We start from the raw sequence: 20,704 nt of genomic DNA on the forward strand, positions 1-20,704 counted from the left end.
CGGCGACGCCCACACGAGCGGCGGTCACACGACCGCCAGCATCACCTCGACGGTCGCATCGAGCACCGCGTCCACCTGCGCCTCGCTGTAACCGCGACGCTGCATGCGGAAGGCGACCGACCGCACCTGATCCACCGTGACGGGCTCGCCGCTCTCGAGGAACCGCGCGATCTTGTCGGCGACGAGGTCGACCTCGTCAACGCGGTAGCCGAAGCGGAGGGCGCCCACCCGGCGGAACCGGTGGCCCCGCGGACGGGTGAGGCGGTCCAGCACCTCCTGGGCGAGCTGGCGCGACTGCCCGACCCAGGCGCGCGCACCCCGTCGCGACAGCGCCTGCTCGCGCTCGCGGGCGGCGAAGGCATCCTCGATCCGGCTCAACGCCGCATCCACGGCCGACACCTGATAGCCGTGCCGCACGAGCGGGAAGGCGGCCGTGCGGACGACGGTCGAGTCGATGTCGGTCGCCTCACCGTCTTCGAAGGCCGCGCGCGCCCGCGCGAGGAACGCGTCGACCGCGTCGGGCCGGTAGCCGCGCGTGCGGCCCGTCGTGTGGGGGAACGCCGGGGCGTGGGTCTCGGAAACGTCGCTCATAGGGTCACCAGGGGGAAGAAGAGGAAGTAGAGGGCGAGGGCGGCAGCCGCGGACGGCAGGATCGAATCCAGCCGGTCCAGTACACCGCCGTGACCCGGCAGCCAGGAGCTCATGTCCTTGATGCCGAGGTCGCGCTTGATCATCGACTCGCCGAGGTCGCCCACCGTGGCGCAGCCCAGGATCAGGAGGCCGAACACCGCTCCGGCCCACCACGGCACGTGGAGGGCGAAGATGCCCCACAGCACGGCCGCGATCACCGTGGCCACGGCGCCGCCCGCGAAGCCCTCCCAGGTCTTCTTCGGACTGATCCGCGGCGCCATCGGGTGCGCGCCGAACGCGAGACCGGAGGCGTACGCGCCGGTGTCGGCGGCGACGACGGCGATGAGCATGCCGAGCACCCAGTACTCGCCCTGCTCCTGACGCAGCAGCACGAGCGCCAGGCTGGCGAGGAAGGGCACGTAGAGGGGCAGGAAGCCGGCGATCAGGACGTCGCCGAGCACGTCTCCGTAACGGCGGCCGTCACTGGCGATCATCTGGGCGAGCAGCCGCCACACGATGACGGCGGCGACGGCGCCGAAGGTGAGTGCCCAATGCGTGAGGTGTCCCGCGAAGAAGGCGGACAGCATGATCACGGCACCGGCCACGACCTGCGGCCAGACGTCGACGCGCCGACCGGCGGTCTGGAGGGCACGGCTGAACTCGAAGACCCCCAGCAGGCACACCGGGATCGCGAAGACCAGGAACAGCCACTTGATGAACAGCAGCGACCCCAGCACGACGGCGCCCACGGCGAGCCCGATGAGGGTCGCCATCAAGAGGTTGCGCCCCGTCCGCGCGTTGATGCGGTCGTTGACCTCTTCGAAATCGGCGCGCGCGCGATCGATCTGATGCTCGAACTCGCTGCGTGCCGCACGCACGTGGGCCTGGAAACCGGCCGAGGTCCCGGGGCGGGCGCGCTCGCCCTCCGGCCCCGGAACGCCTCCGGGCCCGGCATCCCCCGGGGAGTCGGTGGTCGGCACGTCCTCAGACCTCGAGAAGCTCGGCCTCTTTGCGCTTGAGGGCCTCGTCGATGTCGTCGACATGGCTGCGCGTGACGGCGTCGAGTTCCTTCTCAGCGCGCACGAGATCGTCTTCGCCGACCTCGCTCTTGAGCGCATCCAGCTCGTCCTTCGCCTTCCGACGGATGCCGCGCAGGTGCACCTTCGCGTCCTCGCCCTTGGTGCGCACGAGCTTGACGTACTCCTTGCGGCGCTCGGCGGTGAGCTCGGGCATCGAGACGCGCACGATGTTGCCGTCGTTCGACGGGTTGGCGCCGAGGTTCGGCATGTCGCGGATCGCCTGCTCGATGGCCTTCAGCGCCGACTTGTCGTACGGCGTCACGACGAGCGTGCGGGCCTCGGGCGTGTTCAGCGACGCGAGCTGCGCGAGCGGCGTCGGGGAGCCGTAGTAGTCGACCAGGATCTTCTGGAAGAGCTGGGGGTTCGCGCGGCCCGTGCGCACGGTCGCGAAGTCGTCCTTCGCGGCCTCGACGGCGCGGTCCATGCGGGCGGACGTGTCGGCCAGGATCTCGGCGATCACGGTCACTCCATTCATTCGGTACGTCAGGGAAAGTCTAGTGCGGGGCGTCGTCCGACTCAGACGGTGACGAGCGTGCCGATCGAATCGCCCAGCAGCGCGCGCGTGACGTTGCCGGCCGGCTCCATGCCGAACACGCGCATGTCGATGCCGTTGTCCATGCAGAGGCTGAACGCCGTGGAGTCGACGACCTTGAGCCCGCGCTGGAGCGCGTCGCGGTACGTGATCGTGTCGATGCGCTCGGCATCCGGGTTCGTCTTGGGGTCGGCCGTGTAGACGCCGTCGACGCCGTTCTTGGCGACGAGCACCTCATCGGCGCCGATCTCCAGCGCGCGCTGGGCGGCGACCGTGTCGGTCGAGAAGTAGGGCAGGCCGGCGCCGGCACCGAAGATGACGACGCGGCCCTTCTCCATGTGGCGCTCGGCGCGACGCGGGATGTAGGGCTCGGCGACCTGGGTCATGGAGATGGCCGACTGGACGCGCGTGGCGGCCCCCGCCTGCTCGAGGAAGTCCTGCAGCGCCAGGGCGTTCATGACCGTTCCCAGCATGCCCATGTAGTCCGCGCGGCCGCGGTCCATCCCCCGCTGGCTGAGCTCGGCTCCGCGGAAGAAGTTGCCACCGCCCACGACGATGGAGATCTCGACACGATCCACGGCGGCGGCGATCTCACGCGCGATCTGACCGACCACGTCGGGGTTGACGCCGAGCTGGCCCCCTCCGAACGCTTCGCCGGACAGCTTCAGGAGGACGCGGCGGCGTCCGGTGTTCTCATCGATCACAGGGGGTTCCTCTCGTCGAGTTGCAGACTATCGAAGGCAGGGCATGGAAAAGGGGTCCGCATTCGATGAATGCGGACCCCTTCGAACGACTTACGCGCCGACCTTGAAGCGGGCGAAGTCGGTGATCGTGATCCCGGCGTCGCCGGCGACCTTTGCGACGGACAGCTTGTTGTCCTTCGCGTAGTCCTGGTCGAGCAGGGCGACCTGCTTGAAGAACGCGTTCACGCGGCCCTCGACGATCTTCGGAAGGGCCGCCTCCGGCTTGCCCTCGTTGCGGGAGATCTCCGTGACGATCTCGCGCTCCTTCTCGACCTCGTCGGCGGGGACGTCGTCGCGCGTGAGGTAGGTCGGGTTGGCGAACGAGATGTGCTGCGCGATGGAGCGCGCGGTCTCCGCGTCGTCACCGCTGTAGGCGAGCACCACGCCGACCTGCGGGGGGAGGTCCTTGCTCGTCTTGTGCAGGTAGATCTCGAACTTGTCGCCCGAGAGCGTGCGCACGCGGCGCAGTTCGACCTTCTCGCCGATGATCGCGGCCTCGTCGGAGATGAGGTCGGCGACGGACTTGCCGTCGGCATCCGCGGCCAGCGCGGCCTCGACGGAGTCGGCGCCGACGGCGGCGGCCGCGGCGAGCACCTTGTCGGCGAGGGCGATGAAGCGCTCGTTCTTGGCGACGAAGTCGGTCTCGGTGTTCAGCTCGAGGATGGTGACCTTGCCGTCGTTCAGCGCGGCGGTGACGAGGCCCTCGCTGGTGGAGCGGTCGGCACGCTTCGCGTTGCCCTTCGCGCCCTTGAGGCGGAGGATCTCGACGGCCTTCTCGAGGTCGCCGTCGGCCTCCTCGAGCGCCTTCTTGGTGTCGACCATGCCCGTGCCGAGCTGCTCGCGCAGGGCCTTGATGTCGGCGATGGTGAAGTTTGCCATGGGTGGTGGCTCCTTGCGTGTCGTGAGTTCTCGTGGGATGCCCGTGCGAAGCCGTCCCTCAGGAGCGGCTTCGCACCGGCGCGAAAGTGGTCTTACTCGGCAGCGGTCGCCGCGGCGTCGCCCTCGGCCTTGGCCTCGGCGCCCTCGACGTCGGCGGCCGACTCGGTGGCGATGGTCTCGACCTCGGCCACGTCGGTGACGACGGGCGTCTCGAGCAGCTCGCGCTCCCAGTCGGCGAGGGGCTCGGCGTCGGCGGACTCGTCGGTCGGCTGGTGACGCTGGATGAGGCCCTCGGCGGCGGCGTCGGCGATGATGCGGGTGAGCAGGCCCACCGAGCGGATCGCGTCGTCGTTGCCCGGGATCGGGAACTGGAACTCGTCGGGGTCGGCGTTGGTGTCGAGGATGCCGATCACGGGGATGCCGAGCTTCTTGGCCTCGTCGATCGCGAGGTGCTCGCGCTTGGCGTCGACGACCCAAATGGCCGACGGCGTCTTCTGCAGGTTGCGGATACCGCCGAGCGACTTGTGCAGCTTGTCGAGCTCGCGCTTCTTGAGCAGGAGCTCCTTCTTGGTGAAGCCGCTGTCGGCGGGGTTGTCGAAGTCGAGCTCCTCGAGCTCCTTCATGCGGGCGAGGCGCTTGCTGACGGTCGAGAAGTTCGTCAGGAGGCCACCGAGCCAACGCTGGTTGACGTAGGGCTGACCGACGCGGGTCGCCTGCTCGGCGATGACTTCCTGGGCCTGCTTCTTGGTGCCGACGAACAGCACGGTGCCGCCGTGGGCGACCGTCTCGCGGACGTACTCGTACGCCTTGTCGATGTACGACAGCGACTGCTGCAGGTCGATGATGTGGATGCCGGAACGCTCCGTGAGGATGAAGCGCTTGACCTTCGGGTTCCACCGGCGGGTCTGGTGTCCGAAGTGCACGCCGCTGTCGAGCAGCTGGCGGATGGTGACGACGGCCATGGCCGTTCTCCTTTTCGTTGGGTTGATCGCGGGGACCGGTCGGTCCCGTGCGCCTGGCGCCCGGCGCACACCCGCTCGCCGTTCTCACGGTGAGACCTCGGGGTGTGGATGCCGCGGAATCCGTCTCAGGACGGTCCCGCTGTGGGCACGCGGAGTCACCCCGACGCGCGGGGTGCAGGCAACAGTGTATCAGTCGCACCGCCTCCTCCCCCGCCGCGGCGACGCGGGTTCGCGTCCACGGATCGGGCGGTCGTCCGGCGCGGACCGCATCTGTCGACCACGGTGGAGGGATGCGTGCACGCGGCCCCGCCGGGGCGATCATCGTGCTCTCGGCGGTCGCGTTCGTGCTGCCGCCCGGGGCGGCGACGGCCGCTGCGCGCCCGCCGGCGGTGCATGCCTCCGGGAACCCGTTCGAAGGTGCCCCCCGGGACGTCTCCGCGGCGGCGGACGGTGACGCGGAGCATCCGCCGCGATGGGCCTGGCCGGTGCGCCCGCCGCGGATCAGCGAGCCGTATCGGGCACCTGCTCACGCGTACGGCGAGGGGCATCGCGGCATCGACCTGGCAGCGGCCGTCGGCAGACCGGTGACCTCACCGGACGACGGAGTGGTCGCCTTCGCGGGCACCGTCGTCGACCGCGGCATCCTGACGATCGATCACGGCGGCGGCCTCGTCAGCACGCTGGAGCCGGTCGAGCCACTGGTCGCCGCGGGAGCCGTCGTGCGCGCCGGCGACGTCGTGGCGACGGTCGGCACCGGCGGACACACGAGAACGGGTGAGCTCCACCTCGGCGCGCGCGAGGACGGCGCGTACATCACCCCGCTGCGCCTACTCGCCGAGGTGCCGCGCGCGATCCTCCTGCCGTGCTGCGACGCGCCTCACGACCCGGGGTAGGTGTTGCCGTCTCCGCTGACGGTGGAGGTGCCGATGCCGGGGGCGGCGATCGTGTTGGCACTGCCCGCGATCTCAAGCGTCGCGATCCGGTCGGCGCTCGTGAGGCTGTTTCGTTGCCCGCGGATCGTCACGTCGTCCGCGCGACCGGTCGCGACGACGTTGTCCTGTCCCTCGAGGGTGACCGTCCCCGCGACACCGCTGCCGCTGATCGTGTTGCCGTCGCCCTGGACGAGGAGGGTGTCGATGGCGACGCCTCCCGTCTCGAGGATGATGGCGTTTCCGGCCACGGCGACGCGGGCACAGGGCTCGGTCAGCACGTAGCTGCCGGAGCCCGCCGACACGCTGGCGCTTCCCCCCGGACAGGCGACCTCGATCGCGCCGGCCGGTGCGGACGGCTCCCCCGTCGGGGACGGCGGGGTGGCGGGAGGCGTCGTCGGCGTGGTCGCCGAAGCGGATGCCGACGAGGTGATGCCCGGCGTCGGCAGCACGGTGCGGCGCGGGGCCGCCTCGGCGGCGCACGAGGTCAGAGCGAGAACGGCCGCGACGGTGACGGCGATGACGACGGAGCGTGTTCCCATGAGTGCAGGCTAGTGCCGCGACCCTCACGCCCGCGGATGAGCCAGACGATAGGCCGCGGCGAGGCGTTCCGCAGAGACGTGGGTGTAGATCTGCGTCGTGCCGAGACTCGCATGGCCCAGCAGCTCCTGCACGGTGCGCAGGTCGGCGCCGCCGTCGAGCAGATGGGTCGCCGCGGAGTGGCGCAGCGTGTGGGGCCCGGCCGCCGCGCCGACGGTCGGGCCGACCGCACGCGAGACCACGTCGTACGCGGTGCGTGCGCCCAGCCGCGCTCCGCGCGCTCCGAGGAACAGCGCCGGCGTCGCCGCGCCGATACTCGCGAGCTGCGGACGGCCGCGCACGAGGTAGGCGTCCAGGGCGTGCGCCGCCGGCGCGCCGTACGGCACGACCCGCTCCTTTCGCCCCTTCCCCATCACGCGCACGGTCCGGCGCGCGGCGTCGACGTCGTCGACATCGACGCCGCACAGCTCCGAGACGCGCAGAGCGGAGGCGTAGAGCAGTTCCAGGACGGCCGCGTCGCGCAGCGCGATCGGATCCGTCGCGTCCGCGTCGGCGCGGGCGCCGGCATCGGCGAGCACGCTCTCCATGGCTCCTGCCGTGGCCACTTTGGGAAGCGGCCTCCCCCGTCGTGGCGCGGTGAGACGCAGTGACGGATCGGTGCCGACGTGTCCGTTCTCGACGGCCCACGCGAAGAAGCCGCGCGCCGCCGCGGTGCGACGGGCCAGGGTGGAGCGGGCGTCGCCGCGACGCGTCGCCGCCCACAGCCATTCGCGCAGCGCTTCGAGGTCGATCTCGCGCACGTCGATGTCGCCGACAGCCGCGGTCAGGTCGCGAAGATCCCCGCCGTACGCGCGGACCGTCGCCGGAGACAGACGCCGCACGTCCGCGAGCTCCCGCGTGTACGTCATCACCGCCTCCGATAGCCGCATGCTCCCAGCATCGCGCGCACCGGCGCACCGGCGGCGCCGACGCACCGATCGCCGTCATCCTGCGCGTGCTCAGCGGATCAGCGGATCAGCGGCTCAGTGGCGCGGCGCCGAGGACGCCCGGCGCGCCCATCCTCCCTCGCGGCGCTCCACGGCTCCGTCGAGCTCGAGCAGGCCGAGCAGCGCGGCGACCTCCTCCGGCGCCATCCCGCATCGACGCGCGATGTCGGCGAGGAGCCGAGGGCTGCGCGAGCTGAGCGCATCCAGCACGCGCGTCCGGTCGTCCGTACGGTCGGGATCGACCTCGAGCGTCGCGTCGCCGCCGCGGCCCAGCAGCTCGAGGACGTCGGCGACACCGGTGACGCAGACGGCGTCGGCCTCCCGCAGCAGACGATGGCAGCCGGCGGAGGCGGCGCTGGTCACCGGTCCCGGGACGGCGCCCAGCGGCCGACCGAGGGCGGCGGCGTGATGGGCCGTGTTCAGCGCGCCGCTGCGGTGAGCGGCCTCGACCACGACCGTCGCGTCGGTCATGGCGGCGATCAGACGGTTGCGCGCGAGGAACCTCCACTTCGTCGGGGCGCTCCCGCAGGGCACTTCGGCCACGACCGCGCCCCGGACGGCGATCTGAGAGATGAGATCCTCGTGCCCCGCCGGATAGGGACGGTCCACGCCGCCCGCGAGCACCGCGACCGTCGCACCACCGGCGCGCAGCGCGGCCCGGTGCGCGGCCGCGTCGATGCCGTAGGCCGCTCCGGAGACGACCGTGATGCCGTCGCTCGCGCAGTCGGCGGACAGCCCCGCCGCCACGTGCACGCCGTACGCCGTCGCCGCGCGCGCACCCACCACGGCGACCGCGCCCTCGGCGTCCGCCACCGCGAGGTCGCCGCGCACCCAGAGGCAGAGCGGCGCGTGCACTCCGAGGTCATCGAGCCGGTGCGGCCAGGAGCTGTCGCGGGGCGTGAGGAGTGTCACGCGAGCGCGCCGCGCCGCGCTCAGTGCGCCTTCGACCGCGTCTTGTCGGAGCTGCCAGCGGCGGCGCGCCGCATGCACGTCGTCGTGATCGATCCCGGCCGCGGTCGCCGCCGCGCCGGCGGATGCCGTCGACAGCGCGGTCTCGAGCGCGTCGACGGCGCCGAGCGCGCGGATGAGCGCACCGGCGACGCCGTCGCCCGGCTCGACGAGTGTGGACCAGACCGCCGTCGCGTAGATGCGGCGCACGTCGTCGTCACCGAGTCCGTCGTCGACCAGACCCGCCAGCGCACGCCGAGCGGATGCGGCATCGGGCACGGCGCTCATCCCGCGAAGCCCTGTTTGAGGTACAGCGCCCGTCCCACGTCCGAGGATTGCAGCCGGTCGTGGCCCGCCAGATCGGCGACCGACCACGCCACGCGCAGCACACGGTCGTAGCCGCGCAGTGTCAGCGTGCCGCGGTGCAGCGCCGTGTCGAGCGGACGCCGGATCTGCGCGTCCGGCGCGAGCGGACCGTTGCGCAGCCACGATCCGGAGACCTCGGCGTTCGTCCGCCAGACCGTGGCGCGCAGTCGGGACCGGGCACGGTCGCGCGCCGCGACGACGCGATCGCGGACGGTCACCGAGGAGCTGCGGAGACCGTCATCGGCGGCGCGCGTCGTCGCGACCCGCTGCAGGGACAGTGCGATGTCGATGCGATCGCGCAGCGGACCCGAGAGCTTCCCCAGGTAGCGTCGGATCGCAATCGACGGGCAGGTGCACTCCGCTCCCGGCACGCCGTAGTTCCCGCACGGGCAGGGGTTGGTGGCGAGGACGAGCTGGAAACGGGCCGGGAAGCTCGCCCGGAACCCGGCGCGATGGATCTCGATCGTGCCGGACTCCAAGGGCTGTCGCAGGGCGTCGAGGGCGTGGCCGGCGAACTCGCCCGCCTCGTCGAGGAAGAGCACCCCACCGCTCGCCCGCGCGATCGCGCCGGGGCGCACGGCGCGGCTGCCGCCTCCCACGAGCGCCGCCGCACTGGCGCTGTGATGGGGTGCCTCGAACGGCGGAGTGCGGCAGAGGTCGGTGACCGCCTCCCCCGCGAGCGAGCGCAGGGAGGCGGCGTGGACCGCGTCGTCGTCGTCCAGATCGGGGAGGATGCCGGGAAGGCGGCGCGCGAGCATGGTCTTGCCCGCACCGGGCGGTCCGCTCATCAGCACGTGGTGCGCCCCGGCGGCGGCGACGGTGAGCGCGTCCACGGCATCGGCCTGCCCGATCACGTCCGCCAGATCCGGCGGGGGCGAGGCCGCACCGCGTCGCGGAGCCGCCGGATGCGGCACGGGCTCCACCGGGACGTCGTCGACGTCGAGCCCGTGCCAGCGGGCGACGTCGCGCAGGCAGGCCGCGCCCAGCACCTCGACACCGTCCACCAGCGCCGCTTCCTCTCGGTTCGCGTGCGGCACGACCACCCTGCGCACCCCCGCGCGTGCCGCCGCGGCCACGGCAGGCAGCACCCCGGTCACCGGACGAACCCGCCCGTCGAGGCCGAGCTCGCCGATGTGCACCGTGGCGGCGAGGGACGCGGCATCCATCGCGTGCTCGGTCGCGAGCGACGCGATCGCGATGGCGACGTCCAGACCGGACCCCTGCTTCGGGAGGTTCGCCGGTGACAGGTTGACGGTGAGTTTGCGTCGCGGGAGCGGCAGGTCGCTGTTCGCGCAGGCGTTGTGCACGCGCTGATGGGCCTCGCCGATGGCCTTGTCGGCGAGACCGATGATCGAGAACCCCGGCGTCTGATTCGACAGGTCCGCCTCGACCTCGACGAGATCACCCCGCAGGCCCGTCAGCACGACGCCCCAGGTGCGGCCGACCGTCATCGCACGTCCTTCAGGTGCTCCAGCACGGCGGTGGCCGGATCGTCGCCGGTCACCCCGATCACATCCACACGCGTGCGCCGTCGCCGCGAGAGGTCGGGATGCGCCGACGCCCATGCGTGGGCCAGGCGCCACAGGCGTGCGCGTTTGCGCGCGTCGACGGCGTCGAACGGGTGCCCGAACATCACCGATCGTCGTGTCTTCACCTCCACGACGACGAGGTCGCCGCCGTCGACCGCCACGATGTCGATCTCCCCCACGGCGCACCGCCAGTTGCGATCGAGGACCGTGTATCCGTTCAGCGCGAGGTGTCGCGCGGCGCGATCCTCACCCGCCCGACCGAGCTCGTCCTTGTCTGCCATGGCAGCAGACTGGCGTCATCGGCGTCCGCGCGCGGGCGCGACGACGGGATCGGTGGACGGTCGATCGGTGTCCGGCGCTGGGGAGGAGTCGACGTCTCGTCCGGGGCGCGGGTGCGCTCAGGAGTCGAGCGAGAGCTCGTCGGGGAGTTGGAAGTCCCGGCGCTGGAGTTCCTCGACGTTGACGTCCTTGAACGTGAGCACGCGGACCGACTTCACGAACCGGTCGGCGCGGTAGATGTCCCACACCCACACGTCGGTCATGGAGATCTCGAAGTAGAAGTCGTGCTCGGTGTCGCGGCGCACGACGTTCACGTCGTTGGCGAGGTAGAACCGGCGCTCCGTCTCGATGACGTAGGCGAACTGGGAGACCACGTCGCGGTACTCCTTGTACAGCGCCAGCTCGAGTTCGCGGTCATAGTCGTCAAAGCCCTCGTCGTCCATGGTGCTCCCATCCTATGCGGGCGGCGGGGGCGGGCGGATGCCGCCGCATCCGCGTCAGAACAGCGTCGGCGCGTCGGCGATGGCCCACGACGCCCGATGATGCGCGCTCAGCCCGTGCGCGCGGATCGCATCGCGGTGCTCCAGGCTCGCGTACCCCTTGTTGCGCTCCCACCGGTAGACGGGGTGCTCGTCGTGCAGGCGCGTCATGAGGTCGTCGCGGGCGACCTTGGCGAGCACGGAGGCCGCCGCCGCCGACGCGCAGTCGCGGTCCGCCTTCACGATGGGACGCACCCGCAGACCGGACCCTCCCGCCGGGGTGATGTAGTCGTGGTTGCCGTCGAGGATGACGATCGCCTCTTCCGGGACGATGCCCGCGGCCCGGAGATCCGCGATGGCGCGCAGCGCGGCGAGGCCCAGGGCGCGGATGATCCCCACCTCGTCGATCTCCGCGGCGCTCGCCCAGCCCACCGCAGACGCACCGACCCACGCGGCCGCGCGAGCGGCCACGTCCGGGCGGCGGTGCTCGGCGACGAGCTTGGAATCGCGCAGGCCCTCGGGGATGCGGCGGCGCGCGCCGGCGGCATCCATCACCGCGGCGCCGACCGCCACCGGGCCGGCCAACGCTCCCCGCCCGACCTCGTCGCACGCGATGACCAGCGCGTGCTCCTTGAGCAGCCGGCGCTCGACCGTCAGACGCGGAGCGACGACGCTCATTCCGCTCCCGGCTCGGGCACCCCCGCGAACACCGCGTGGTGCCCGTCGATCGTGCCGAAGCGGTCGAACGGCCAGGTGATCAGGAACGCGCGCCCGACGACGTTGTCCAGCGGCACGAAGCCCTTGTTGGGCTGATCCATGTTGTAGCGCGAGTCGCGCGAGTGGTCGCGGTTGTCGCCCATGACCCACAGCGAGTTCTCCGGTACGACGACGTCGAACGGGACCGGCTGGGGCGCGCTCTGGCCCGGGGAGAGGTTCAGGTACGGGGTCTCGTCGATCGGGGTGCCGTTGACCGTCACCTGGCCGATCGCGTTGCAGCAGACCACGTGGTCGCCGCCGACGCCGATGATGCGCTTGATCAGGTGCTCGTCACTGTCGGACGCCGTGATGCCCACGAGGGACAGCAGCCAGTCGGCGGCCTGGGCGAGCGGCGGCTGATCCGGCGTGGCCGGCGCCGCGGGGAGCCAGCCGCCCGGGTCGCGGAAGACCACGACATCACCGCGCTCGTACCCGCCGAAGCGGGGAGTGAGCTCGTCGACGAGGATGCGGTCCTTGATCAGCAGCGTCTGCTCCATCGAGCCCGACGGGATGTAGAACGACCGCACCAGGAACGTCTTGATCACGAACGAGACCACGACGGCGATCAGCACGATCACCAGCACGTCCCGAAGCAGCATCCAGATGCCTCGACGGCGGCGTTGGCGAGGAGGGAGCGCCGTGTCCGGAGCCGTGATGTTGTCCGAAGTCATGCCTGTCTTTCTCGATCTCGGAGCCGCCCGTCGGTACCGCCCCTCAAGGGTCGCACATGCGCGCGCCGTCGGCTCCACACGCCTCGCCGGGACGACGGATGCCCCGGACCGCAGAGGTCCGGGGCATCCGTGAGGAGGAACGCGTCAGCCGCGCTTCTCCTTGATCTTGGCCTTCTTGCCGCGGAGGTTCCGCAGGTAGTAGAGCTTCGCGCGGCGGACGTCACCACGGGTGACGACCTCGATGTGGTCGATCACCGGGCTGTGCACGGGGAACGTGCGCTCCACGCCGACCTGGAAGCTGATCTTGCGGACGGTGAAGGTCTCGCGCACTCCGTCTCCGGAGCGGCCGATGACGACGCCCTGGAAGACCTGGATGCGGGAACGGTTGCCTTCGGTGATGTTCACGTGCACCTTGACGGTGTCACCGGGGGCGAAGGCGGGGATGTCGCTGCGCAGCGATGCCGCGTCGACGGCGTCGAGAATCTGCATGATCGTCACTTCCTGCGACCGCCACAGGTCGATCGCGAGATGGGGATGGTAAGGATTCGTGTGCCCGAGGCGATCGTTGCCGACGCCGTGCTCCCCTGAGGCAGAGCCTGTTCAGGGCACAAACAGCCATTCTGCCATGGATGCCGGGTGCATCCAAACCGCGTCGGTCAGGACGACGGGGGCGTGTTCTCGCGGATGACGATGATCTCCTCCGGCTCGGATGCGCGCGGAGCGTCGTCGCGCGCCGGGGCCACGTACCCCATGCCGGACGGCGTGCGCAGGATCGAGACCCGCGGACCGGCCTCGCGCCACAGCTGCGACAGCGACGACCACATGGCCGCGACGCCCAGCGCGACGGTCACCGCGAAGACGGGCCACCACCACCGGCCGTCGAACACGCCGAGAGCGACGACGAGCACGTGCCACGCGCCGATCACCCCGGCATCGCGCCACGAGACGGCGCGCTCGGCGCGCACGGTGCCGCGCGCCCGCACGAGCAGCGCGAGGATCAGCTGCCACACGAACACGATCGGCGCCGACAGCAGCACCCACAGCAGCGCCCACGGGCTCGCACCGAACACGATCCAGCCGACGACCAGCCACAAGGGCAGGACGAACGCCGCCGGAACGAGCCACCGGAAGAACGTCTGTCGCAGCCACATACCTTCGATGCTACGCCGGTCGGACAGAATAGATCCTGACGAAAGGATCACGATGATCGAGCTGCGCACCCCCGCCGAGATCGAGGCGATGCGTCCCGCGGGACGATTCGTCGCCGAGACGCTGGCGGCCCTCCGCGAGGACACGAAGGTCGGCACCAACCTGCTGACCATCGATCGGCGGGCGCACGAGCTCATCCGACGCGCCGGCGCGGAGTCGTGCTACATCGACTACCACCCGTCGTTCGGCGCCAGCCCGTTCGGCAAGGTGATCTGCACGTCGGTCAACGACGCCGTCCTGCACGGCCTCCCCCACGACTACGCGCTGCGCGACGGCGACCTCGTGACGCTCGACTTCGCCGTGTCGATCGACGGCTGGGTGGCCGACTCGGCGGTCTCCTTCGTCGTGGGCACGGCGCGCGACGAGGATCTGGCGCTCATCGACACGACGCAGCGCGCCCTCGACGCCGCGATCGGCGCGGCATCCGTCGGGGGGCGGATCGGCGACATCTCGCACGCGATCGCCGAGGTCGCGCGCGCCGACGGTTACGAGATCAACACCGATTTCGGCGGACACGGAGTCGGACGCACGATGCACGGCGACCCGCACGTGCCCAACGACGGCAAGCCGAATCGCGGCTACCCGCTGCGGGCCGGACTCGTGGTCGCCCTGGAGCCGTGGTTCCTGCAGACGACCGACGAGCTCGTGACCGACCCCGACGGCTGGACCCTCCGCAGCGCCGACGGTTCGCGCGGCGCGCACGCCGAGCACACCGTCGCCATCACCGACGACGGTCCGCTGATCCTCACGGATCGCTCGTTCCTCGGCGTCGACTGAGGAGCGGATCGCGGCCGGTCCGCCGCGCCGCTCAGTCCGCCAGCAGATCCGGCCTGCGCGCGCGGGTCCGTTCGACCTGCTGCGCGCGTCGCCAATCGGCGACGCGGCCGTGGTGGCCGCTGAGCAGCACGTCGGGCACGTCGTAGCCGCGCCAGGCGGCGGGCTTCGTGTACGACGGGTACTCCAGCAGCCCGTCCTCGTGCGACTCCTCCACGAGGCTCTCGGGATTGCCCACGACGCCGGGGACGAGCCGGCCGACGGCTTCGATCATCGCCATGGCGGCGACCTCGCCCCCGTTGAGCACGTAGTCGCCGATGCTCGTCAGACTGACCTCGCCGAGGGTGGCGGCGTAGGCGAACACGCGTTCGTCGATGCCCTCGTAGCGGCCGCAGCCGAACACCAGATGCGTCTCGGCGGACGCCCAGTCCCGCGCGGTCCGCTGCGTGAACACGGTGCCCGCGGGCGACGGGAACACGAAGCGCAGCGGCCCGTCGGCATCCGCGGCGATCGCGTCGAGCACCTCGCCCCACGGCTCCGGCTTCATGACCATCCCCGCCCCGCCGCCGTAGGGCGTGTCATCGACGGTGCGGTGACGATCGTGCGCATAGTCGCGCAGGTCGTGCACGCGCACGTCCAGGATGCCGGCGCCACGCGCTCTGCCGAGCAGCGAGACCTCCAGCACGTCGAAGAACGCCGGGAAGATCGTGACGACGTCGATCCGCACGTCAGTCCTCGGCGGGTGCGGCCTCGGCGTCGGCGTCCGCCTCGGGGGTGTCGTCGTCGCCCGGGAGCTCCTCGAAGAGCCCGGCGGGGGGTGTCACGGTGATCGTGCCGGCGGCGATGTCGACGTCGGGGACGATCGCGGCCACGAAGGGCACGAGGATCTCGTCGTCGCCGCTGAGAGGGCGCACGACGAGCAGATCCTGGGCCGGCAGGTGGTCGACGCGGATCACGCGGCCGACGGGCTCGCCGTCCCGCTGAACCGTGAGCCCGACCAGCTGGTGGTCGTACCAGGCGTCGTCCTCGGCCACGGCCGACTCGTCCTGGTCGATCCAGAGGATGGCGCGCACGATGCTCTCGGCGGCCGTCCGGTCCTCGACCTCCTCGAAGAAGGCGACGGGGTGGGAGTTCATCCAGCGGAACTCGCGCACCGTCAGCGTCTTGCCGTGCCACGGGGAGGACTCGGGGACCTGCAGGGTGAAGACGGCGCCCGGGACGAATCGTCCGTCGGGGTCGTCGGTGTACAGCTCGAGCTTGAGGGCGCCCTTCAGGCCATGGGCCTTCACGAGACGCCCGACGCGCAGCTGCGTGCGTGCGGGGCCGGCCGTCGCCATGTCAGTCGTCCGCGACGTCGACGCGGACGCGGGCACCGTCGGCGAGAGCGGACACGAGGGTGCGCAGCGCCTTGGCCGTGCGTCCGCCGCGCCCGATCACCCGACCTCGGTCGTCGGGGTGCACGCGCACCTCGAGGACGTCGCCACGCGGCGACGAGGAGGAACGGATGATGACATCCTCAGGGTGATCGACGATCCCCTTGACGATGTGTTCGAGCGCGGCGGAGAGCAACGGTCTTACTCTGCGTCGGTCTGCTCGGCCTCGGCCGGAGCCTCGACCTCGGCGGCGGGCTCTTCGGCCTTCTTCTCCGCCTTCGGCTTGATGACCGACTTCTTGGCGGAGTCGATCTGGAACTCCTCCTTGGCCGCGGCCGTCTTGACGGTCGAGACGGCGTTCGCGTCGCCCTTGAAGCGACCCCAGTCGCCCGTGAGCTTCAGCAGCGCGGCGACCTGCTCGGTCGGCTGCGCGCCGACGGACAGCCAGTACTGCGCACGCTCCGAGTCGACCTCGATGAACGACGGCTCCTCGGTGGGGTGGTACTTGCCGATCTCCTCGATCACACGACCGTCGCGCTTGGTGCGCGAGTCGGCGACGACGATGCGGTAGTAGGGCGCACGGATCTTGCCGAGGCGCTTGAGACGGATCTTGACAGCCACAATTCTCCTGAATGGTGTTGTGAGGTGATGAACGACGCTCGGGCTGTGGGGTGCACACCCGGCGGAAGCTCTAGGGTGGACGCGATCGCCGGATAGAGGGTCGAGCGAGCGGTCCAACGGTCTATTTTGCCAGATCGTGACGGATGCCGCGAACACGCCGTACTCCGCGTGTCAGACTGTGGGCCATGACGGTGCCCTTCGCGACATCCAGCCGGTCCACTGTCGGCATCGAGTGGGAGCTCATGCTCGCCGACGAGCAGACCGGGGACCTCGTCCCCCGGGCCCCGGAGATCCTCGCCGCACTGGGCGATTCCACGTCGTTGGAGCGTCACACGATCACCGGCGAGCTGCTGACGAACACGATCGAGGTCACCAGCGGCGTCGGCGACACGGTCGCGGCGGTCGTCGACGACATCGCCGATGCCATCGCGACGATCCGCCGGGAGACCGATCCGCGGGGCATCGCGCTCCTGTGCGCCGGAAGTCATCCGTTCGCCCAGTGGTACGAGCAGGAGGTCACCGACAAGACGCGGTACCACAAGCTCATCGAGCGCACCCAGTGGTGGGGCCGCAACATGATGATCTGGGGCATCCACGTGCACGTCGGTGTCGACGACGTCAACAAGGTCTTCCCGATCATCGGTGCCCTCACCGCCTACCTGCCGCATCTGCAGGCGTTGTCGGCATCCAGCCCCTTCTGGGCCGGCGAACGCACGGGATACGCCTCGAACCGCGCCCTCGTCTTCCAGCAGCTGCCCACGGCCGGACTGCCCTGGCCGCTGACCGCGTGGCCGGAGTACGAGTCGTATCTCGACGACATGGTGCGCACGGGGGTCATGGAGGACGCCACCGAGGTCCGTTGGGACATCCGCCCGGCACCGCGCTGGGGGACGATCGAGGTGCGCGCGTGCGACGGGATGTCGACGCTTCCCGAACTGGCCGCCGTCGCGGCGCTGGTCCAGGTGCTGGTGGAGCACTTCTCGCGCGAGCTCGACGCGGGGCGCACTCTTCCCGCACTGCAGCCGTGGTTCGTCCGAGAGAACAAGTGGCGCGCGGCGCGCTACGGCACCGAGGCGCGCGTCATCGTCGATCGCGACGGAACCCAGCGCCCCGTGGCCGAGCACCTGCGCGAGACGCTCGCCGCGCTGGAGGACGTCGCTCGCGATCTGCACTGCGCGCGCGAGTTCGCGGGGGTCGGCCGCATCCTCGACGAGGGCGGCAGCTCCGCTCGTCAGCTGCTCGTCGCGGACGCGGCCGGAGGGGACCTCCGCGCCGTGGTGCACCACCTGATCCGCGAGTTCCGCGCGGGACCCACGCTGCACGAGCACCTCGCCGGCCTGGCCGACTGAGCGGCGTCGGCGCTCTCGGCCCGCGCATCGGATCACCCGGGCGTGTTCACACCGGGCGAAGCCTAGAGTGAAGCGGTGCGCACCCGCAGGCTCGTTCCGGTCGCCGCCGTCTCCGGCGCCGTCATCGCCGTGGCAGCGCTCGCCCTGTCCGGGTGCGCCGCGGCGGTTCCCGACGGCTCCGCCGACGCGCGGCGCCCGGAGGCCGCCCGCGACGCGCCGACCGCCGCCCCGGTGCCCGCCGCACGCGCGGCCGCGCCGAGTGCGACCGGTGGCCTCGTGGTCACCATCGGCGACTCGATCATGGCCGGGCTCGGTCTCGACGAGGACGAGGCCTGGCCCGCGCTGCTGGCGCGCGACACCGGCGCGGACATCGTGAACCTGTCGTGCAGCGGCGCGGGCTTCACGATCGAGGGCGACTGCGGCGACGATCTCGGCGGCCTGGTCGACGAGGCCATCGCGATGGACCCCGCGGTGGTCATCATCCAGTCCTCCGACAACGACGTGGACGCGGCGCAGGACGAGATCGACGACGCCACGCGGGCGGCCGTCGACCGGCTCCGCGCCGGCCTCCCGGATGCGCGACTGATCGGCATCGACACCCTCTGGCACATCGACGACGACGAGCCCGACGCGATCGGCTGGGCCAGCGACGCCCTGCAGAGCGCCCTCGACGCCGACGACGGTGTCTTCGTCTCCATCGGGCAGCCGTTGCGCGGACGACCCGACCTGCTGCAGTGGGACGGCGAACATCCCACCGCCGAGGGACAGGTCGTCCTGGCGGATGCCGTGGAGGCCGCCCTCGACGAGGCCGGCATCACCCTCTGACGGGTCAGCCCTTCCCGAAGAGCTTCTGGATCTCCGCGAGCTCCGCCTCGGTCGGCTGCGGCGCGGAGGCGCCGAGGCCGAAGCCCGACCCGGCGGGGCCGCTCGGCGCCGCGGCCGCGAGGCCCGCGTTCTCGGCGGCGCGCTTGGCCGGGTTGCCGGAGCGGGAGCCGCTGCGCGCCTTCTGCTTGCCGCCCCGCTTGCTCGACGCGCCGGGCCTTCCGCCCACGGGCCCCATGCCCGGGATGTTGGGCACTCCGCCCCGTGCGACGGTCTTCATCATCTTGGCGGCCTGCTCGAAGCGCTGCACGAGCTGGTTGACATCGGTGACGGTCATCCCCGAGCCGCGCGCGATGCGCAGGCGACGGGAGCCGTTGAGCACCTTGGGGTTGCGGCGCTCCCCCGGGGTCATGGAGCGGATGATCGCCTCGGTGCGGTCGATCTCGCGGTCGTCGAAGTTCTCCAGCTGCTGCTTCATCTGGCCCATGCCCGGCAGCATGCCGAGCATCTTCTTCATCGACCCCATCTTCTTCATCTGCTGAAGCTGGTCGAGGAAGTCCTCGAGGGTGAACTGCTCGGTCGCGAGCTTCTCGGCGACCTTGCGCGCCTCCTCCTCGTCGAAGGCCTGCTGCGCCTGCTCGATGAGGGTGAGGATGTCGCCGAGGTCGAGGATGCGGCTGGCCATGCGATCGGGGTGGAAGGCCTCGAGGTCCTCGAGGTTCTCGCCCGTCGAGGCGAAGATGATCGGACGGCCCGTCACGGACGCGACCGAGAGGGCCGCGCCGCCGCGAGAGTCGCCGTCGAGCTTGCTGAGCACCACACCGGTGAAATCGACGCCCTCCTGGAACGCCTTGGCGGTGTTCACCGCATCCTGACCGGTGAGCGCGTCGATCACGAACAGCACTTCGTCGGGATCGGTGGCCGTGCGGATGTCCGCGGCCTGCTTCATGAGCTCGGCATCCACACCCAGGCGACCGGCGGTGTCGATGATGACCACGTCGTGCTGCTGGCGGCGCGCGGTCTCGACGCCGTCGCGGGCGACCCGCACGGGGTCGCCGACGCCATTGCCCGGCTCCGGCGCGTAGATCGCCGCACCGGCGCGCTCGGCGACGACCTGGAGCTGGTTGACGGCGTTCGGACGCTGGAGGTCGGCGGCCACGAGCAACGGGGTGTGCCCGTCCTTCTCGAGCTGCTTCGCGAGCTTGCCGGCGAAGGTCGTCTTGCCCGATCCCTGGAGACCGGCCAGCATGATGACGGTCGGCGGGTTCTTCGCGAACTGCAGCCGGCGCTGCTGACCGCCGAGGATCGCGACGAGCTCTTCGTTGACGATCTGGACGACCTGCTGCGCGGGGTTGAGTGCCCGGTTCACCTCGTCGCCGAGGGCGCGTTCGCGCACCTTCGCGGTGAACTCCTTGACCACGATCAGCGCGACGTCGGCGTCGAGGAGGGCCCGACGGATCTCGCGGACCGTCCCGTCGACGTCGGCGGGCGTGAGCTTGCCCTTGGTGCGCAGATTGCGGAAGGTCTCTGTCAGCCGATCGCTGAGGGTGCCGAAAGTCGCCATGATGCCCCGATTCTACGGGACCGGCCTCGCCCTCAGCCCTTCGCGAGCGCCAGCGCGTCCTCCCAGAGCGGTGCGAGCGCCGACCGTCCAGGCCCCGCGACCGCCCATGCCCAGACGGCGGCGAGCAGGGCGCCGGCCAGCGCGCCGCCGCGGACGTCCGCGGCGAGACGACCCTCGCCGCGGTCCACGAGCCCGTCGCTGACGGCGCGCGCCAGCCGGGCCGTGCGCAGCGCTCGTTCCGTGGCGAGGTCGGGCTCCATGCCCATCGCGGCCGCGTGCGTGATCGCGAGGGCCAGGCTGTCGGGGGCGAAGCCGTCCACGAGCGCCCGCAGGGCCGACACCGGGTCGGCGCCGGCCGCGAGCGTCGCGCACGCCGTGTCGGCGCGTTCGTCGAATCCGCTCCAGAGGACGTCGGCCTTGGAGGAGAAGTAGTTGAAGAAGGTGGAGCGGCTCACTCCGGCGCGTGTCGTGATGTCGGCGACGGTGGTCTCGGCGTAGCCGCGTTCGAGGAACAGCTCCGAGGCGGCCTCGGCGATCGTCGCCCGAGATGTGGCGCGCGGGCGACCGGAGCTCATCCCCTCACCCTACTGGGGCGTATTGTGGGTTCCCGATCGTGTTTTTAGACGCCGTGCAGAAATAATGCCACCAGCATCCCGTTCTGCCTCCTCACCCACCGACACCGGA

The 20,704-nt window shown here is 71.1% G+C and carries 26 protein-coding genes; 4 read left to right on the plus strand and 22 right to left on the minus strand.

From position 1 onward, the window contains the following. Window positions 1–24: 24 nt before the first annotated feature. The 6 genes from AC6CQV_RS06990 to rpsB form a co-directional block, all read right to left on the minus strand. On the minus strand, window positions 25–591 hold the full coding sequence (locus tag AC6CQV_RS06990; protein WP_205282869.1) for a DivIVA domain-containing protein: 567 nt from the start codon (window positions 589–591) through the stop codon (window positions 25–27). Continuing rightward, complete coding sequence (locus AC6CQV_RS06995; RefSeq protein ID WP_101306246.1) at window positions 588–1,610, minus strand: phosphatidate cytidylyltransferase; 1,023 nt, start codon at window positions 1,608–1,610, stop codon at window positions 588–590. Before AC6CQV_RS06995 ends, AC6CQV_RS06990 begins: the two co-directional genes overlap by 4 nt. Window positions 1,611–1,614: 4 nt before the next feature. Further along, complete coding sequence (frr, locus tag AC6CQV_RS07000) at window positions 1,615–2,169, minus strand: ribosome recycling factor (protein WP_060958581.1); 555 nt, start codon at window positions 2,167–2,169, stop codon at window positions 1,615–1,617. Window positions 2,170–2,225: 56 nt separating this feature from the next. Further along, window positions 2,226–2,945: a UMP kinase gene (gene pyrH, locus AC6CQV_RS07005; RefSeq protein ID WP_498260611.1), complete on the minus strand. Its 720-nt coding sequence runs from the start codon at window positions 2,943–2,945 to the stop codon at window positions 2,226–2,228. Window positions 2,946–3,035: 90 nt separating this feature from the next. Continuing rightward, a complete protein-coding gene (gene tsf / locus AC6CQV_RS07010; protein WP_101306245.1) occupies window positions 3,036–3,863 on the minus strand; it encodes a translation elongation factor Ts in 828 nt (275 codons plus the stop codon). Between the two features lie 92 nt (window positions 3,864–3,955). Continuing rightward, window positions 3,956–4,825 (minus strand): 30S ribosomal protein S2, encoded by an 870-nt coding sequence (gene rpsB, locus AC6CQV_RS07015; protein WP_060958492.1) that lies wholly within the window; start codon window positions 4,823–4,825, stop codon window positions 3,956–3,958. A 290-nt stretch (window positions 4,826–5,115) separates the two neighbouring features. Between rpsB and AC6CQV_RS07020 the strand changes: the two genes are divergently transcribed. Beyond that, window positions 5,116–5,718, plus strand: coding sequence for a murein hydrolase activator EnvC family protein (locus AC6CQV_RS07020; RefSeq protein WP_498260612.1), 603 nt, complete (start codon window positions 5,116–5,118; stop codon window positions 5,716–5,718). Here AC6CQV_RS07020 and AC6CQV_RS07025 read toward each other — a convergent pair. The 10 genes from AC6CQV_RS07025 to AC6CQV_RS07070 all read right to left on the minus strand — a co-directional run bounded on the left by AC6CQV_RS07025 (window position 5,703) and on the right by AC6CQV_RS07070 (window position 13,459). Continuing rightward, complete coding sequence (locus AC6CQV_RS07025; protein ID WP_101306243.1) at window positions 5,703–6,296, minus strand: DUF3060 domain-containing protein; 594 nt, start codon at window positions 6,294–6,296, stop codon at window positions 5,703–5,705. The two genes, AC6CQV_RS07020 and AC6CQV_RS07025, sit on opposite strands and share 16 nt — an antisense overlap. Before the next feature lie 24 nt (window positions 6,297–6,320). Next, window positions 6,321–7,223: a tyrosine recombinase XerC gene (locus tag AC6CQV_RS07030; protein ID WP_498260613.1), complete on the minus strand. Its 903-nt coding sequence runs from the start codon at window positions 7,221–7,223 to the stop codon at window positions 6,321–6,323. A gap of 93 nt (window positions 7,224–7,316) precedes the next feature. Then, window positions 7,317–8,516, minus strand: coding sequence for a DNA-processing protein DprA (gene dprA / locus AC6CQV_RS07035; protein ID WP_498260614.1), 1,200 nt, complete (start codon window positions 8,514–8,516; stop codon window positions 7,317–7,319). Then, the gene (locus AC6CQV_RS07040; protein WP_498260615.1) at window positions 8,513–10,045 is read right to left on the minus strand and encodes a YifB family Mg chelatase-like AAA ATPase; all 1,533 of its coding nucleotides are present in this window, start codon (window positions 10,043–10,045) and stop codon (window positions 8,513–8,515) included. Before AC6CQV_RS07040 ends, dprA begins: the two co-directional genes overlap by 4 nt. Further along, window positions 10,042–10,404, minus strand: coding sequence for a YraN family protein (locus tag AC6CQV_RS07045; protein WP_101306239.1), 363 nt, complete (start codon window positions 10,402–10,404; stop codon window positions 10,042–10,044). Before AC6CQV_RS07045 ends, AC6CQV_RS07040 begins: the two co-directional genes overlap by 4 nt. 117 nt (window positions 10,405–10,521) lie before the next feature. Continuing rightward, window positions 10,522–10,845, minus strand: coding sequence for a DUF2469 domain-containing protein (locus tag AC6CQV_RS07050; RefSeq protein ID WP_060958485.1), 324 nt, complete (start codon window positions 10,843–10,845; stop codon window positions 10,522–10,524). Window positions 10,846–10,899: 54 nt separating this feature from the next. Further along, window positions 10,900–11,559 (minus strand): ribonuclease HII, encoded by a 660-nt coding sequence (gene rnhB, locus AC6CQV_RS07055; protein ID WP_101306238.1) that lies wholly within the window; start codon window positions 11,557–11,559, stop codon window positions 10,900–10,902. Beyond that, window positions 11,556–12,308, minus strand: a complete 753-nt coding sequence (gene lepB, locus AC6CQV_RS07060; RefSeq protein WP_498260616.1) for a signal peptidase I — start codon at window positions 12,306–12,308, stop codon at window positions 11,556–11,558. The genes rnhB and lepB overlap by 4 nt, the downstream gene beginning before the upstream one ends. 144 nt (window positions 12,309–12,452) lie before the next feature. Next, window positions 12,453–12,797, minus strand: a complete 345-nt coding sequence (gene rplS / locus AC6CQV_RS07065) for a 50S ribosomal protein L19 (protein WP_060958579.1) — start codon at window positions 12,795–12,797, stop codon at window positions 12,453–12,455. 167 nt (window positions 12,798–12,964) lie between these two features. Beyond that, entirely contained in the window at window positions 12,965–13,459 is a 495-nt protein-coding gene (locus AC6CQV_RS07070; protein ID WP_060958482.1) for a hypothetical protein, read from the minus strand. Window positions 13,460–13,511: 52 nt separating this feature from the next. On the opposite strand from AC6CQV_RS07070, the gene map reads away from it, so the two are divergent. Further along, a complete protein-coding gene (gene map, locus AC6CQV_RS07075; protein WP_061781801.1) occupies window positions 13,512–14,294 on the plus strand; it encodes a type I methionyl aminopeptidase in 783 nt (260 codons plus the stop codon). A 31-nt stretch (window positions 14,295–14,325) separates the two neighbouring features. Here map and trmD read toward each other — a convergent pair whose 3' ends face one another. Genes trmD through rpsP form a run of 4 tightly spaced genes read right to left on the minus strand, consistent with a single transcriptional unit; the run spans window position 14,326 to window position 16,285 of the window. After that, window positions 14,326–15,018 carry a tRNA (guanosine(37)-N1)-methyltransferase TrmD gene (gene trmD / locus AC6CQV_RS07080; RefSeq protein WP_101306236.1) on the minus strand — a complete coding sequence of 231 codons (693 nt, stop codon included), beginning with the start codon at window positions 15,016–15,018 and terminating at the stop codon, window positions 14,326–14,328. A gap of 1 nt (window position 15,019) precedes the next feature. Continuing rightward, complete coding sequence (gene rimM, locus AC6CQV_RS07085; RefSeq protein ID WP_498260617.1) at window positions 15,020–15,628, minus strand: ribosome maturation factor RimM; 609 nt, start codon at window positions 15,626–15,628, stop codon at window positions 15,020–15,022. Between the two features lies 1 nt (window position 15,629). Next, window positions 15,630–15,860, minus strand: a complete 231-nt coding sequence (locus AC6CQV_RS07090) for an RNA-binding protein (protein WP_060958478.1) — start codon at window positions 15,858–15,860, stop codon at window positions 15,630–15,632. Between the two features lie 5 nt (window positions 15,861–15,865). Continuing rightward, window positions 15,866–16,285, minus strand: a complete 420-nt coding sequence (gene rpsP, locus AC6CQV_RS07095) for a 30S ribosomal protein S16 (protein ID WP_060958477.1) — start codon at window positions 16,283–16,285, stop codon at window positions 15,866–15,868. A 185-nt stretch (window positions 16,286–16,470) separates the two neighbouring features. On the opposite strand from rpsP, the gene AC6CQV_RS07100 reads away from it, so the two are divergent. Together AC6CQV_RS07100 and AC6CQV_RS07105 are read left to right on the plus strand one after the other, a co-directional pair. Then, window positions 16,471–17,634: a glutamate--cysteine ligase gene (locus tag AC6CQV_RS07100; RefSeq protein WP_498260618.1), complete on the plus strand. Its 1,164-nt coding sequence runs from the start codon at window positions 16,471–16,473 to the stop codon at window positions 17,632–17,634. A 75-nt stretch (window positions 17,635–17,709) separates the two neighbouring features. Next, window positions 17,710–18,459 (plus strand): SGNH/GDSL hydrolase family protein, encoded by a 750-nt coding sequence (locus tag AC6CQV_RS07105; protein ID WP_205282859.1) that lies wholly within the window; start codon window positions 17,710–17,712, stop codon window positions 18,457–18,459. A 4-nt stretch (window positions 18,460–18,463) separates the two neighbouring features. Here AC6CQV_RS07105 and ffh read toward each other — a convergent pair whose 3' ends face one another. Both ffh and AC6CQV_RS07115 read right to left on the minus strand, forming a co-directional pair. Next, a complete protein-coding gene (gene ffh, locus AC6CQV_RS07110; RefSeq protein ID WP_061781802.1) occupies window positions 18,464–20,020 on the minus strand; it encodes a signal recognition particle protein in 1,557 nt (518 codons plus the stop codon). 32 nt (window positions 20,021–20,052) lie between these two features. Continuing rightward, entirely contained in the window at window positions 20,053–20,595 is a 543-nt protein-coding gene (locus tag AC6CQV_RS07115; RefSeq protein WP_498260619.1) for a TetR/AcrR family transcriptional regulator, read from the minus strand. Window positions 20,596–20,704 lie beyond the last annotated feature (109 nt).

This window comes from Microbacterium sp. EG9, assembly GCF_059759475.1.